This is a genomic window from Streptococcus sp. C150 (assembly GCF_000187445.1).
In the GTDB taxonomy this organism is placed as follows: domain Bacteria; phylum Bacillota; class Bacilli; order Lactobacillales; family Streptococcaceae; genus Streptococcus; species Streptococcus raffinosi.
In genome coordinates this window covers 26916-41616 of record NZ_GL698453.1, presented here as the reverse complement: position 1 = coordinate 41616, position 14701 = coordinate 26916, and the positions used below count along the sequence as shown (strand labels likewise).

The following is a 14701-nucleotide window of genomic DNA, read 5'->3' as shown; positions in this document are numbered from 1 at the left end:
TATTGTTTATATTATTTGGAGGATTACCCAAGTCCGGCTGAAGGGAACGGTCTTGAAAACCGTCAGGCGTGTAAAAGCGTGCGTGGGTTCGAATCCCACATCCTCCTTAATTTTTATCGCGGGATGGAGCAGCTAGGTAGCTCGTCGGGCTCATAACCCGAAGGTCGTAGGTTCAAATCCTGCTCCCGCAATTTGGCTCGGTAGCTCAGTTGGTAGAGCAATGGATTGAAGCTCCATGTGTCGGCGGTTCGATTCCGTCTCGCGCCATTTTGTTTAGCGGGTGTAGTTTAGTGGTAAAACTACAGCCTTCCAAGCTGTTGTCGCGAGTTCGATTCTCGTCACCCGCTTTATTTGGAATAAATAGCCAAGCATTTAGCTTGGGCGCGTAGCTCAGATGGTTAGAGCGCACGCCTGATAAGCGTGAGGTCGGTGGTTCGATTCCACTCGTGCCCATATTGGAGAATTACTCAAGAGGCTGAAGAGGACGGTTTGCTAAATCGTTAGGTCGGGTAACTGGCGCGGGGGTTCGAATCCCCCATTCTCCGTATTATGACGAATTATCTAGTAAGATAATTCGTTTTCTTTTACTGTTTACAGAGGTGACAAAATGAAAAATAGTTTTTACAAATTTCTTCTCTATGGATTTATTATTTTTCTATTTTTTGTTATGTTTTTTTCTTTTCTTTTTACAAATAAAAAGTTGACGAAGGATTTATCTTCTAATGTTTCGGGAGTTATTTCTAAGGTGGATTCTGTGGTCTCAATTCCTTTTGTCGCTTTAACTAAATCGCATAATGTCATCTCTGATTTGTTATCAACTTATTCTGAGAACAGGGATTTAAAAAAGTCCTTATCCTCACTTCAGAATCAATCTGCAATCATTTCCAATTTACAAGAAGAAAATGATTCTCTAAGGGCTTCTTTGAATCTTTCAGATAAGCTTAGTCGAGATAATGTTATAACAGCCGAAGTTTCTATGCGACCTTCAGTTAATTGGTTAAAAGAGTTAACGATTAATGTTGGTAAATCTAAGAATGTTAGCAAGTCTATGTTAGCAACATCTAATGGTGGTGTCATTGGTTTTGTGACAAAAGTTTATGATGATAGTACTACCATTTCTTTACTCTCAGGTAGTCTTAGTGATACTTATTTAGCTTCTAGTGTTATTTCTGAGGATGGAAATCAGGTTTTTGGCATCATTTCAAATTATGATAATAAAAAGAAGCTTTTAAAAATGACACAACTTAACTCTTCAGAAAGTATTAAGAAGGGTACAGAAGTGGTTACTAGCGGTCTCGATGATGTCTCTGTAAAGGGTGTTCCAATTGGAACTGTTGAATCTGTGAGTGATTATGAAGGAAATCGAACTATTTTTATAAAACCTTATGCAGATTTTGATAAAATTTCTTATGTTACTTTAGTTGGAGATGGTAAATAATATGAATTTCTCTAAGTATTCTTTTGTTCCTTTTTTACTTAGTTTCATTCCTTTTCTATGGGATGGTCATATTTCGATGATACTTAATCATTATTTGTCTCCAGAATTTTTTCTATCATCTCACCTTTTTATTATATATGTCTTTTTAATGACTTTAAACTTATCTACTAGTAGATTGTCATACCTTTATCTCATTTTTCTTGGCTTTATTTATGACACTTACTATTTTAAAACAATTGGTATAGTCATCCTTACTCTTCCCATTTTATGTTTTCTATTGACCCAGTTATCTCGATTTGTTAAACGAAACGCTTACGTTGATTTACTATTAGTCTTCTTATCCTTATTTATTTTTGACATTATCAATTTTGGGTTTGTATTATTATATGGTTACTCAAACGAGTCCATAACTGATTTTATTATTTATCAATTAAGCCCTAGTTTGTTTTTTAATCTTTTAATGTTTATTTTAACTAAACCTATTATTGAAAAATTATTTTTGTATCTGTCAGTTGATAGATTTAAATAGAACTGTAATATTGACGTAACAAAGTTTGCGTCATTTTTTGATACAATTATAAGGTCTTATCGAAAAGGAGTAGTATTTTATATTATGAAAAAACGTATTCTTTCAGCAGTGCTGGTAAGTGGTGTAACCCTTTCAGCAGCTGCAACTGTACATGCAGAGGATTATGATTCGCAAATCGCTGCTGCAGATAACACAATTAGTAACCTTGCTTCTCAACAAGAGACTGCACAGGCTCAAGTTACTACAATTCAATCACAAGTATCAACTCTTAGAACTCAGAAATCAGAATTAGAAGCTAAAAATGCGGAACTTGAAAAAGTATCAGCAGGATTAGAATCTGAGATTCAAGAATTATCAAGTAAAATTGTGGCTCGCCAAGATTCTTTGGCTAAACAAGCTCGTAGTGCTCAACAAAATAATACTGCGACTAGCTACATTAACTCTATTTTGAATTCTAAGTCAATCTCTGAAGCGATTACTCGCATTACAGCTATTTCAAAAGTGGTAACAGCGAATAATGATATGTTGACAAAACAAGAGTCTGATCAAAAAGAGCTTGCTGCTAAGCAAGAAGAAAATCAAGCTGCAATTAATACTATCGCAGCTAATAAGTCAGAACTTGAAACAACAGAAGCTGGTTTGACAACTCAACAAGCAGAACTTGAAGCAGCACAAGTTGCTTTGGCTGCTGAATTGACAACAGCTCAAAATGAGAAAACATCACTTGTTTCTGCTAAATCAACTGCTGAATCTGCAGCAGCTTCAACTGCCGCATCAGTAGCACAATCTCAAGCAGTTGCTGAATCAGAGGCAGCTGCACAAGCTGTGGCTTCTTCAGAAGCGGCAGCATCAGTAGCACAATCAGAAGCGGCAGCAACTTCACAAGCTGTAGCTCAGCCTTCAGAGGCACCAGCTTCTGAAACATCGACAGCTTCAGAGGCTGCACAAGCACCAGCTTCATCAGAAACATCAGAAGCACAAGCACCTGCAGCTTCTACTTCAGAAGCACCAGCAAGTCAAGCGACAGAAACATCAGAAGCAGCACAAGCACCTGCAGCGCCAGCTAGTCAAGAACAACCAGAGTCGGCTGCTCCTGCAACTTCAGAAGCTGCTCCTGCCTCTACTTCAGAGGCACCAGCTAGTGAAGCACCAGCTGCATCAGAAGCTCCGGCTCCTGCAGCACCAGCTGAAACAGCTAAAGTTGAAGCCGCTGCGACACCTAATACATATCCAGTTGGACAATGTACTTGGGGTGCAAAATCATTGGCTTCATGGGCTGGTAATAACTGGGGTAATGCTAAAAACTGGATTGCTAGTGCGCAAGCAGCTGGTCACTCAGTAGGTACAACTCCTGTAGCCGGTGCAATTGCAGTTTGGCCAAATGATGGTGGTGGTTACGGTCACGTAGCTTACGTTACATCAGCATCAGGTGCAAACTCAATTCAAGTTATGGAATCAAACTACGCTGGTAACATGTCAATTGGTAATTACCGTGGTACATTTGATCCTACATCATCAGCTCACGGTGGTTCTGTATACTATATTTATCCATAATGATATTAAAGATGCGATTCGAATGTTTTCGAATCGTTTTTTGTTTTTCAAAATGGGTGTTATGATATAGACATTTAGATAGCAAATTACTGTTATTAATAATTGTATCTTATGATACTTGTTAAGTTCCTATGACACCATTTATTTGACGTTGAAAATCAGTTTAAAAAAAGGTAGAATGGAGTAGTAAATATTTTGGAGGAAATCATGTCTTATACGAATTTAAAGTTGTTCGCTTTGTCGTCTAACCAGGAATTGGCAGCAAAAGTTGCTGATAAAATGGGTATTGAACTTGGAAAATCAAGTGTTCGTGAGTTTTCAGATGGCGAGATTCAAGTTAATATTGAAGAGTCTATCCGTGGTCATCACGTCTTTATTCTTCAATCTACAAGCTCTCCTGTAAATGATAATTTGATGGAAATCTTGATCATGGTTGATGCGCTAAAACGTGCGAGTGCTGAGACAGTTAGTGTTGTCATGCCTTACTATGGTTATGCACGTCAAGACCGTAAGGCTCGTTCACGTGAACCAATCACATCTAAATTGGTTGCTAATATGCTCGAGGTGGCTGGTGTTGATCGTCTTTTGACTGTGGACCTTCATGCTGCCCAAATTCAAGGATTCTTTGATATTCCTGTAGACCATTTGATGGGTGCTCCTCTTATTGCTGATTACTTTGATCGTGCTGGTCTTACTGGAGATGATGTAGTTGTTGTTTCTCCGGACCATGGTGGTGTGACTCGTGCGCGTAAATTGGCACAATGTTTGAAAACGCCAATCGCTATCATTGACAAACGTCGTAGTGTTGATAAAATGAACACTTCTGAAGTTATGAATATCATTGGTAATGTTGAAGGTAAAACATGTATCTTGATTGATGATATGATTGATACTGCAGGTACTATCTGTCATGCGGCAGATGCGCTTGCTGAGGCTGGTGCAACTCATGTCTTTGCATCATGTACACACCCTGTATTGTCAGGTCCAGCACTTGATAATATTCAAAAATCTGCTATTGAAAAACTTGTCGTGCTTGACACGATTTATCTTCCAGAAGAACGATTGATTGATAAGATTGAGCAAATTTCTATTGCTGATTTAATTTCTGAGGCAATCATTCGTATTCATGAAAAACGTCCGTTGTCACCATTGTTTGAAATGGGCCATAAATAGACTAAAGCTAGCCTAGGCTAGCTTTTTTGGTGTTTAAATGCGTTTGAGTTTTTGATATAATGTAAGGCATAATTGCAAAGAGGTGACCGTGATGGATTTAACACAACGTTTTAATAAAAATTTAGATAAGATTGAAGTTTCAATGATTCGTCAGTTTGACCAATCAATTTCAGATGTACCAGGGATCAAAAAGTTGACACTTGGTGAACCTGATTTTACAACTCCAGATCATGTAAAAGAAGCTGCTAAAGCTGCTATCGATGCTAACCAGTCGCACTATACAGGTATGGCAGGTCTTCCTGTCTTACGTCAAGCAGCTGCGGATTTTGTTAAGGAAAAGTATAATCTTACTTATAACCCAGATAATGAGATTTTGGTGACTATTGGGGCAACAGAAGCCCTTTCTGCGACTTTGACAGCTATCTTAGAACCTGGTGATACAGTTCTTCTTCCTGCACCAGCATATCCTGGATACGAACCTATTGCTAATCTAGTTGGTGCTGAAATTGTTGAAATTGATACAACTGCTAATGATTTTATTTTGACTCCAGAGATGTTAGAAAAGGCAATTTTGGAGCAGGGAGATAATCTTAAAGCAGTTTTGCTTAACTATCCAACCAACCCAACTGGTGTGACCTATTCGCGTCAACAGATTGCAGATTTGGCTGAAGTTCTGAAAAAATACGATATTTTTGTTGTTAGTGATGAAGTCTACTCTGAGCTAACTTATGTGGATAATCATGTCTCTATTGCGGAATATTTGCCAGAACAAACGATTTTGATTAATGGTTTGTCTAAATCTCATGCGATGACAGGGTGGCGTATTGGTTTGATTTTTGCACCAGCAATTTTGACGGCTCAGTTGATTAAGAGTCACCAGTATTTGGTGACGGCTGCAGCTACTATGGCACAATTTGCAGCTATTGAAGCCTTATCTGCTGGTAAGGATGATGCACAACCAATGAAAGTTGAGTATTTGAAACGTCGTGATTATATTCTTGAAAAAATGTCTGAACTTGGTTTCAAGATTATTAAACCTGATGGTGCTTTCTACATCTTTGCTAAGATTCCAGAAGGCTATACTCAAGATTCCTTTAAGTTCTGCCAAGACTTTGCACGTGAAAAGGCTATTGCGATTATCCCTGGTGTTGCCTTTGGGAAGTATGGTGAAGGCTATGTTCGCTTGTCATATGCAGCTAGCATGGATACTATTGAAACAGCTATGACTCGTTTGAAAGAGTTTATGGAAGAACATGCAGAAGCTTGAGAGTAGAGGGCTTGTCCTCTTCAATCGTAATTATCGTGAGAATGATAAGCTGGTTAAGATTTTTACTGAACAAGCTGGTAAACGGATGTTTTTTGTTAGAGGTGGTGGGGCAGGTAAATTAAGTGCTGTCATTCAACCTTTGACCATCGCTGAATTCATGATGACTGTAAATGATGAAGGTCTATCTTTCATAGAAGATTATAGCCAGGCAGAGTCCTTCAAGGAAATTACAAGCGATATTTTCAAGTTGTCTTATGCGACTTATTTGGCTGCATTGACGGATGCCGCTATTGCTGATGGTATGGTGGATGAGCAATTATTTGCATTTTTGGAGAAGACGCTTGAATTAATGGAAGAAGGTCTAGATTACGAAATTCTGACTAATATTTTTGAGGTTCAGGTTTTGGACCGTTTTGGTGTAAAATTGAATTTTCACGAGTGTGTCTTTTGTCATCGTGTAGGGCTTCCTTTTGATTTTTCATATAAGTACTCAGGTTTGCTTTGTCCAAATCATTACGCAGAGGATGAAAGGCGTAGTCACTTAGACCCTAATGTGCCTTATCTTTTAGATCGCTTTCAGGGACTTTCGTTTAAAGAATTGAGAAGCATATCTGTGAAGGATGACATGAAACGAAAGTTGCGACAATTTATTGATGAGCTCTATGATAATTATGTTGGGATACATCTTAAAAGTAAGAAGTTTATTGATAATCTAAATTCATGGGCTCATATCATGGATAAGGAAGATAGTGCTGATTAGGCATTGTCTTTTTTTGTTTCACGTGAAACAGTGAATCAAAGGTTTTCAGGCTCAGGGGTTAAAATGCAGGTCAGTTCGTGCTATAATAAGAAGATAATAAGCTGAAAGACTCTGCTGGAAATAGAAAATTGGATATGTCTATTTTAATTATAGATTGTTTGATTGATGAAAATTCGAGTCTATTTTTTAGAGCAGAGGATGAGAGGGAGAATGCTATGCATGTAATTGCAGTTGATGCTATGGGTGGCGATAATGCGCCACAAGCAATTGTAGAAGGAGTCAATCAGGCTTTGTCAGATTTCAAAGATATTGAAATCCAGCTTTATGGTGATGAAACTAAAATTAAGACCTATTTGACAGCGTCTGAACGTGTGAGCATTGTACATACCGATGAAAAGATAAATTCAGATGACGAGCCAGCTAAAGCCATTCGCAAGAAAAAGAAAGCATCTATGGTTTTGGGTGCACAAGCTGTTAAGGAGAAAACGGCAGATGCAGTGATTTCTGCAGGGAATACAGGTGCTCTCCTGGCAGCAGGTCTCTTCGTGGTTGGACGTATTAAGGGAGTTGAGCGTCCAGGTCTGATGTCAACAATGCCAAGTTTTACAGGTCAACCCTTTGATATGCTTGATTTAGGTGCTAATGCAGAAAATACAGCTAGTCACTTGCATCAATATGCGATTTTAGGATCCTTCTATGCAAAAAATGTTCGTGGAATTGCCAACCCTCGTGTAGGTCTACTTAATAATGGGACTGAGGAAACCAAGGGTGATAGTCTTCGTAAGGAAGCTTTCGAACTCTTGTCTCAGGAGCCCAGTATTAACTTCGTCGGAAATGTTGAGGCGCGTGAAATCATGTCTGGTGCTGCTGACGTTGTTGTGTCTGATGGCTTCACAGGAAATGCGGTTCTTAAAGCAATCGAAGGAACGGGACTTGGTGCCATGAAGACTCTTAAGTCGGCCATCGTGAATGGTGGGCTTAAAGCTAAGTTAGGTGCTCTTCTCTTGAAGGATAGTCTACAAGGTATGAAAAAGACTATGGATTACTCAAGTGCCGGAGGTGCGGTTCTCTTTGGTCTTAAAGCTCCCGTAGTAAAATGTCATGGATCTAGTGATGCTAAGGCAGTTTATTACACCATTAAGCAGGTTCGTACGATGCTTGATACTAAGGTAGTTGACCAACTAGTTGAAGCCTTTAGTCCGAAAGAGGAGGCTGAATGATGAGTAGAGTAGAAATTCTTCATAAAATGCAACTTGTTATTCAGGATCAGATGGGGAATAAAGACATTGTTTTAACCGAAGACACTAAATTAGATGACTTGGGTGTGGATTCAATAGAACTTATGGAATTCATTATTAATTTGGAAGATGAGTTTGCTCTTGAAATTTCTGATGATACTATTGATCATATGGATAAGGTAGCCGATTTGTTGGACTATTTGTCTGAGCAATTGAATAACAGATAAGCTAGTTAAACTTTAGTTTCTAGATTTCAAGTGAATCTAGTACTGCAGTTATGCCAGCATTTATAGTTCATATCTTATAGGAGTGGGACAAGAAACTAAATGTTACCTTGATTTAGTTCTGTCAGGCTCCTTTTTTTCTATACATTATTTATTAAAAAAATCTAAATAAGCCACTAAACACGAACGATTTAATTTTATCCAAGTAACAAAGTTTGTTATATGTTGGTTTTTGGTTTTTTGTATGGTATAATGAAGAAGAAAAAACTTGAAAGGCGAACAATTCCATGTCAAACCAACTGATTTATACTGGGAAAGCTAAAGATATTTATAGTACAGAAGACGAAAATGTGATTAAGTCGGTCTATAAGGACCAAGCAACCATGCTTAATGGTGCTCGTAAGGAGACTATTAAGGGTAAAGGTGTGCTGAATAATCAGATTTCGTCTCTTATTTTTGAAAAATTAAACGCTGCCGGTGTGGCAACACACTTTATCGAACGTATTTCTGACACAGAACAACTCAATAAAAAGGTGAAAATCATTCCTTTGGAGGTTGTTCTTCGTAACGTGACTGCAGGTTCATTTTCAAAGCGTTTTGGTGTTGAAGAAGGAATAAACTTGGATACACCTATTGTTGAGTTTTATTATAAAAACGATGATTTGGATGATCCGTTTATCAACGACGAACACGTGAAATTCTTGGGTGTTGCAAATGATGAACAAATTGCTTATATCAAGGAAGAAACACGTCGTATCAATGAATTGTTGAAAGATTGGTTTGCACAAATTGGTCTTCGTTTGATCGACTTCAAATTGGAGTTTGGCTTTGATAAGGACGGCAAGATTATCTTGGCAGATGAATTTTCACCAGATAACTGCCGTCTTTGGGATGCTAAAGGTCACCACATGGATAAGGATGTTTTCCGTCGTGATCTCGGTAGCTTGACAGATGTTTATGAAGTTGTATTGGAAAAATTACAAGGCTTGAAGTAATTTTTTGAATTCCTCTCCAATGCAGTTTTTAAGTAGAAATAAATAAAGGAAATAAAATGGATAAACGTATTTTCGTTGAGAAAAAAGCTGATTTTCGTGTGAAATCTCACTCTTTAGTAAAGGAATTACAGCATAATCTTCAGTTGAAAACCTTGAAGGATCTTCGTATTGTACAAGTTTACGATGTCTTTAATTTGGCAGAGGATTTGTTTGCGCGTGCAGAAAAACATATCTTCTCTGAACAGGTGACGGATACTGTTTTGGATGAAGCTGCAGTGAAGGCTGATCTTGAGAAGTATGCTTTCTTTGCCATTGAAAGTTTGCCTGGTCAATTTGACCAACGTGCGGCCTCTTCACAAGAAGCCTTGCTTTTGCTGGGTAGCTCAAATGATGTAACGGTGAATACTGCTCAATTGTACTTGGTTAACAAGGATATTGCTGCGAATGAATTGGAAGCTGTCAAAAACTACCTCTTGAACCCAGTGGACTCTCGTTTCAAAGATATCACTGTTGGCATTGCGAAACAGGATTTCTCTGAGTCCGACAAGACTATTCCAAACTTGGATTTCTTTGAAACTTATACGGCTGAAGATTTTGCTAAGTATAAGGCAGAGCAAGGATTGGCCATGGAAGTGGACGACCTTCTCTTCATTCAAGACTATTTCAAGTCAATTGGACGTGTGCCAACTGAGACTGAGTTGAAGGTTTTGGATACTTATTGGTCTGACCACTGCCGTCACACAACTTTTGAGACGGAGTTGAAGAATATCGACTTCTCAGCTTCTAAATTCCAAAAACAATTGCAAGCGACTTATGATAAATATATCGCCATGCGTGATGAGTTGGGACGTACAGAAAAACCTCAAACTTTGATGGATATGGCGACTATTTTTGGTCGTTATGAGCGTGCCAATGGCCGTTTGGATGACATGGAAGTGTCTGATGAAATCAATGCCTGCTCAGTTGAAATTGAAGTGGATGTCAATGGTGTGAAAGAACCATGGCTTCTTATGTTCAAGAACGAAACTCACAACCACCCAACTGAAATTGAACCATTTGGTGGTGCGGCTACTTGTATCGGTGGTGCCATTCGTGACCCATTGTCAGGTCGTTCATATGTTTACCAAGCCATGCGTATTTCAGGTGCTGGCGATATTACAGCTCCAATTTCAGAAACTCGTGCTGGTAAATTGCCACAACAAGTGATTTCTAAAACGGCGGCTCACGGTTATTCTTCATACGGTAACCAAATTGGTCTTGCAACAACTTATGTTCGTGAATACTTCCACCCAGGTTTCGTTGCTAAGCGTATGGAGCTAGGTGCCGTTGTTGGTGCGGCTCCTAAGGAAAATGTTGTCCGTGAAAAACCTGAAGCAGGTGATGTGATTATCTTGCTCGGTGGTAAGACTGGACGTGACGGTGTCGGTGGAGCGACGGGTTCTTCTAAAGTTCAAACGGTTGAATCTGTTGAAACAGCTGGTGCCGAGGTTCAAAAAGGGAATGCCATCGAAGAACGTAAGATTCAACGTCTTTTCCGTAATGGTGAAGTGACACGTCTGATCAAGAAATCAAATGACTTTGGTGCTGGTGGTGTCTGTGTGGCTATCGGTGAATTGGCAGATGGTCTTGAAATTGATCTAGACAAAGTGCCATTGAAATACCAAGGTTTGAACGGTACAGAAATTGCCATCTCTGAATCTCAAGAACGTATGGCCGTGGTGGTTCGTCCGGAAGATGTAGATGCCTTCGTTGCTGAATGTAACAAAGAAAATATTGATGCTGTTGTTGTTGCAACAGTAACTGAAAAACCAAATCTTGTCATGCACTGGAATGGCGAAACAATCGTCGATTTGGAACGTCGTTTCCTTGACACAAATGGTGTGCGTGTGGTTGTAGATGCTAAGGTAGTTGACAAGGATGTCAAACTTCCAGAAGAACGTCAAACATCTGCTGAAACACTTGAAGTGGATACTCTTGAAGTCTTGGCTGACCTTAACCATGCCAGTCAAAAAGGGTTACAAACTATCTTTGATAGCTCAGTTGGTCGTTCAACAGTCAATCACCCACTTGGTGGTCGCTACCAAATCACACCAACGGAAGCTTCTGTACAGAAATTGCCAGTCCAACATGGTGTGACAACAACTGCTTCTGTTATGGCGCAAGGGTTCAACCCTTATGTAGCAGAATGGTCTCCATATCATGGTGCGGCTTATGCGGTCATCGAAGCAACCGCTCGCTTGGTTGCTGCTGGTGCAAACTGGTCTAAGGCTCGTTTCTCTTATCAAGAATACTTCGAGCGTATGGATAAACAAGCAGACCGTTTTGGTCAACCAGTATCAGCTCTTCTTGGATCAATCGAAGCTCAGATTCAACTTGGTTTGCCATCTATCGGTGGTAAAGACTCTATGTCTGGTACTTTTGAAGAATTGACAGTACCACCAACCTTGGTTGCCTTTGGAGTGACAACAGCAGATAGCCGTAAGGTTCTTTCTCCGGAGTTTAAAGCTGCTGGTGAAAACATCTATTACATTCCAGGTCAAGCTTTGGCACAAGAAATTGACTTTGATCTTATCAAGTCTAACTTTGCTAAGTTTGAAGCTATCCAAGCTGATCATAAAGTCACATCTGCATCAGCTGTCAAATATGGAGGTGTTCTTGAAGCTCTTGCGCTTGCAACATTCGGTAACCATATTGGAGCTACTGTTGAATTAGCTGGCCTTGACACCAGCTTGACAGCTCAATTGGGTGGATTTGTCTTCACATCTCCTGAAGACATTGCAGGTGTTGCCAAGATTGGACAAACAGCGGCCAACTTTACACTGGTTGTCAACGATGTAACGCTTGATGGATGTAAACTTGACAGTGCTTTCCAAGGTAAATTGGAAGAAGTTTACCCAACGGAATTTGCACAAGCAACTGAGTTGGAAGAAGTACCTGCGGTGGCGTCAGATGCTGTTATCAAAGCTAAAGAAACAGTCGAGACACCAGTGGTTTACATCCCAGTATTCCCAGGTACCAACTCTGAGTACGATTCAGCTAAGGCCTTTGAAAAAGAAGGTGCAAAAGTCAACTTAGTGCCATTTGTCACACTTAACGAAGAAGCAATTGTCAAGTCTGTTGACACCATGGTTGACAATATCGAAAAAGCTAACATTATCTTCTTTGCAGGTGGCTTCTCAGCAGCGGATGAACCAGATGGATCAGCTAAATTCATCGTAAACATCTTGCTCAATGAAAAAGTACGTGCAGCTATCGATAGTTTCATCGAACGTGGTGGTTTGATCATCGGTATCTGTAACGGATTCCAGGCGCTTGTCAAATCAGGTCTCCTTCCATACGGTAATTTTGAAGATGCAAGCAGTACGAGTCCAACCCTCTTCTACAATGATGCCAACCAACACGTGGCTAAGATGGTTGAAACACGTATTGCCAACACGAATTCACCATGGCTTGCCGGAGTGGAAGTTGGTGACATCCATGCCATCCCAGTATCACACGGTGAAGGTAAATTTGTCGTAACAGCTGAAGAGTTTGCTGAGCTTCGTGATAATGGTCAAATCTTTACACAGTATGTTGACTTCGAAGGGAAGCCAAGCATGGATTCAAAATACAATCCAAATGGTTCTGTGAATGCTATCGAAGGTATCACAAGCAAGAATGGTCAAATTATTGGTAAGATGGGTCACTCAGAGCGTTTTGAAGACGGACTCTTCCAAAATATTCCAGGAAGCAAAGACCAACACCTCTTTGCCTCAGCTGTGAAATATTTTACTGGAAAATAATCGAGCGTGGTGAGCTCATTAGGGATATTTTTCACTACAGCAGTAGTCTTAGAGAGCTTGAAAATGATGCATTTTTGAGTTCAACACTTAGAAAAAGATGTTAGAAATGTCTGCTTTTGTTTAGGCTAGCTAAGGAAAATATCAAAAATAAAAGGTATAAAAAATGACATACGAAGTTAAATCTCTTAATGAAGAATGTGGTGTTTTTGGTATCTGGGGTCACCCAGATGCTGCCAAATTAACTTATTTCGGACTTCACAGTCTCCAACACCGTGGTCAAGAGGGAGCAGGAATTCTCTCTAATGATGCGGGCCAATTGAAGCGTCATCGTGATATGGGGCTTCTCTCAGAAGTTTTTCGTAATCCAGCCAATTTGGACAAGTTGACTGGAACAGCTGCTATCGGTCATGTCCGCTATGCGACTGCCGGTGAGGCTTCTGTAGATAATATTCAACCTTTCATGTTTAAGTTTCACGATGGACAATTAGGTCTTGCTCATAATGGAAACTTGACTAATGCAGAGTCACTTAGACGAGAGTTGGAAAAGAATGGGGCTATTTTTAGCTCAACTTCTGATTCAGAAATCTTAGCTCACTTGATTCGTCGTAGCCACAACCCATCATTTATGGGCAAAGTTAAAGAAGCTTTGAATACTGTTAAAGGTGGATTTGCTTATCTACTTATGGTTGAGGATAAGCTCATTGCAGCCTTGGATCCAAATGGGTTCCGTCCACTTTCTATTGGTAAGATGGCCAACGGTGCTATCGTGGTTTCATCTGAAACTTGCGCTTTTGAAGTGGTTGGAGCAGAGTGGATTCGCGATGTAAATCCAGGTGAAGTTGTTATCATCGATGATAATGGCATCACTTACGATAACTATACAACGGACACACAATTAGCTGTTTGTTCAATGGAGTATATTTACTTTGCCCGTCCTGATTCAAATATCCAAGGGGTCAATGTTCATACGGCTCGTAAACGTATGGGTGCTCAATTGGCACGTGAATTCAAACATGAAGCAGATATTGTCGTTGGTGTGCCTAATTCATCACTTAGCGCAGCTATGGGATTTGCAGAAGAATCAGGCTTACCAAATGAAATGGGCTTGATTAAAAACCAATACACCCAACGTACCTTCATCCAACCAACACAAGAATTGCGTGAGCAAGGGGTTCGTATGAAGCTCTCTGCCGTATCAGGTGTTGTTAAAGGCAAACGTGTGGTTATGATTGACGACTCTATTGTACGTGGGACAACCTCACGTCGTATCGTTAATTTGCTAAAAGAAGCAGGAGCAACAGAGGTTCACGTGGCAATCGGTAGTCCAGCCCTTGCCTACCCATGTTTCTACGGTATTGATATTCAAACACGTAAGGAATTGATTGCGGCCAATCATACAGTTGAGGAAACACGAGAAATCATCGGTGCGGATAGTTTGACTTACTTGTCAATTGATGGCTTGATTGATTCTATTGGAATTGACACAGATGCACCAAACGGTGGCCTTTGTGTGGCTTACTTCGATGGTAAATATCCAACACCATTGTATGACTACGAAGAACGCTATTTGGAAAGTTTGAAAGAACACACTTCTTTCTATTAAGAGCAGTCTAGAAGGAAAAAAGAGTAAAAAATTATGTCTAAAAATGCTTACGCTCCACGTCTCACTACTGACTAAAAGCTAAAGCATTTGTCAGTAGACGCTTTGCCTTATGGAGCCAAGGCTGGAGACCTGACTAGT

At 39.8% G+C, this 14701-nt stretch carries 11 protein-coding genes and 6 tRNA genes; all 17 read left to right on the top strand.

The features are described 5' to 3' along the window. Positions 1 to 17 precede the first annotated feature (17 nt). The 17 genes from HMPREF0848_RS10000 (at position 18) to purF (ending at position 14563) form a co-directional block, all read left to right on the top strand. Positions 18 to 107, top strand: a tRNA-Ser gene (locus HMPREF0848_RS10000). Positions 108 to 117: 10 nt separating this feature from the next. Further along, a tRNA-Met gene (locus HMPREF0848_RS09995) sits at positions 118 to 191 on the top strand. A gap of 3 nt (positions 192 to 194) precedes the next feature. Beyond that, positions 195 to 267: transfer RNA gene (locus tag HMPREF0848_RS09990), tRNA-Phe, on the top strand. Positions 268 to 276: 9 nt separating this feature from the next. Then, a tRNA-Gly gene (locus HMPREF0848_RS09985) sits at positions 277 to 347 on the top strand. A 32-nt stretch (positions 348 to 379) separates the two neighbouring features. After that, positions 380 to 453: transfer RNA gene (locus HMPREF0848_RS09980), tRNA-Ile, on the top strand. A gap of 4 nt (positions 454 to 457) precedes the next feature. After that, a tRNA-Ser gene (locus HMPREF0848_RS09975) sits at positions 458 to 545 on the top strand. 62 nt (positions 546 to 607) lie between these two features. Next, entirely contained in the window at positions 608 to 1438 is an 831-nt protein-coding gene (gene mreC, locus HMPREF0848_RS09970; protein WP_008536334.1) for a rod shape-determining protein MreC, read from the top strand. A 1-nt stretch (position 1439) separates the two neighbouring features. Next, positions 1440 to 1967, top strand: coding sequence for a rod shape-determining protein MreD (gene mreD / locus HMPREF0848_RS09965; RefSeq protein WP_008536332.1), 528 nt, complete (start codon positions 1440 to 1442; stop codon positions 1965 to 1967). A gap of 84 nt (positions 1968 to 2051) precedes the next feature. Beyond that, positions 2052 to 3521 carry a PcsB-like coiled-coil domain-containing protein gene (locus HMPREF0848_RS09960; RefSeq protein WP_008536330.1) on the top strand — a complete coding sequence of 490 codons (1470 nt, stop codon included), beginning with the start codon at positions 2052 to 2054 and terminating at the stop codon, positions 3519 to 3521. Positions 3522 to 3728: 207 nt separating this feature from the next. Further along, positions 3729 to 4694: a ribose-phosphate diphosphokinase gene (locus tag HMPREF0848_RS09955; RefSeq protein WP_008536329.1), complete on the top strand. Its 966-nt coding sequence runs from the start codon at positions 3729 to 3731 to the stop codon at positions 4692 to 4694. Positions 4695 to 4785: 91 nt separating this feature from the next. After that, positions 4786 to 5961 carry a pyridoxal phosphate-dependent aminotransferase gene (locus HMPREF0848_RS09950; RefSeq protein WP_037609600.1) on the top strand — a complete coding sequence of 392 codons (1176 nt, stop codon included), beginning with the start codon at positions 4786 to 4788 and terminating at the stop codon, positions 5959 to 5961. Continuing rightward, positions 5948 to 6721, top strand: coding sequence for a DNA repair protein RecO (recO, locus tag HMPREF0848_RS09945; RefSeq protein WP_008536324.1), 774 nt, complete (start codon positions 5948 to 5950; stop codon positions 6719 to 6721). The genes HMPREF0848_RS09950 and recO overlap by 14 nt, the downstream gene beginning before the upstream one ends. A 215-nt stretch (positions 6722 to 6936) precedes the next feature. Then, positions 6937 to 7941 (top strand): phosphate acyltransferase PlsX, encoded by a 1005-nt coding sequence (plsX, locus tag HMPREF0848_RS09940; protein WP_008536322.1) that lies wholly within the window; start codon positions 6937 to 6939, stop codon positions 7939 to 7941. After that, a complete protein-coding gene (locus HMPREF0848_RS09935; protein WP_002888609.1) occupies positions 7941 to 8186 on the top strand; it encodes a phosphopantetheine-binding protein in 246 nt (81 codons plus the stop codon). Before plsX ends, HMPREF0848_RS09935 begins: the two co-directional genes overlap by 1 nt. 284 nt (positions 8187 to 8470) lie before the next feature. Beyond that, positions 8471 to 9178 carry a phosphoribosylaminoimidazolesuccinocarboxamide synthase gene (gene purC, locus HMPREF0848_RS09930; RefSeq protein ID WP_002888608.1) on the top strand — a complete coding sequence of 236 codons (708 nt, stop codon included), beginning with the start codon at positions 8471 to 8473 and terminating at the stop codon, positions 9176 to 9178. Positions 9179 to 9234: 56 nt separating this feature from the next. Next, positions 9235 to 12960, top strand: coding sequence for a phosphoribosylformylglycinamidine synthase (locus HMPREF0848_RS09925; protein ID WP_008536320.1), 3726 nt, complete (start codon positions 9235 to 9237; stop codon positions 12958 to 12960). Between the two features lie 163 nt (positions 12961 to 13123). Next, positions 13124 to 14563 (top strand): amidophosphoribosyltransferase, encoded by a 1440-nt coding sequence (purF, locus tag HMPREF0848_RS09920; RefSeq protein ID WP_002888606.1) that lies wholly within the window; start codon positions 13124 to 13126, stop codon positions 14561 to 14563. Positions 14564 to 14701 lie beyond the last annotated feature (138 nt).

What these genes read in the sequence shown, in the direction of transcription:
- mreC (WP_008536334.1), top strand. Translation starts at nt 608, where the DNA reads ATGAAAAATAGTTTTTACAAATTTCTTCTCTATGGATTTATTATTTTT.
- mreD (WP_008536332.1), top strand. Translation starts at nt 1,440, where the DNA reads ATGAATTTCTCTAAGTATTCTTTTGTTCCTTTTTTACTTAGTTTCATT.
- HMPREF0848_RS09960 (WP_008536330.1), top strand. Translation starts at nt 2,052, where the DNA reads ATGAAAAAACGTATTCTTTCAGCAGTGCTGGTAAGTGGTGTAACCCTT.
- HMPREF0848_RS09955 (WP_008536329.1), top strand. Translation starts at nt 3,729, where the DNA reads ATGTCTTATACGAATTTAAAGTTGTTCGCTTTGTCGTCTAACCAGGAA.
- HMPREF0848_RS09950 (WP_037609600.1), top strand. Translation starts at nt 4,786, where the DNA reads ATGGATTTAACACAACGTTTTAATAAAAATTTAGATAAGATTGAAGTT.
- recO (WP_008536324.1), top strand. Translation starts at nt 5,948, where the DNA reads ATGCAGAAGCTTGAGAGTAGAGGGCTTGTCCTCTTCAATCGTAATTAT.
- plsX (WP_008536322.1), top strand. Translation starts at nt 6,937, where the DNA reads ATGCATGTAATTGCAGTTGATGCTATGGGTGGCGATAATGCGCCACAA.
- HMPREF0848_RS09935 (WP_002888609.1), top strand. Translation starts at nt 7,941, where the DNA reads ATGAGTAGAGTAGAAATTCTTCATAAAATGCAACTTGTTATTCAGGAT.
- purC (WP_002888608.1), top strand. Translation starts at nt 8,471, where the DNA reads ATGTCAAACCAACTGATTTATACTGGGAAAGCTAAAGATATTTATAGT.
- HMPREF0848_RS09925 (WP_008536320.1), top strand. Translation starts at nt 9,235, where the DNA reads ATGGATAAACGTATTTTCGTTGAGAAAAAAGCTGATTTTCGTGTGAAA.
- purF (WP_002888606.1), top strand. Translation starts at nt 13,124, where the DNA reads ATGACATACGAAGTTAAATCTCTTAATGAAGAATGTGGTGTTTTTGGT.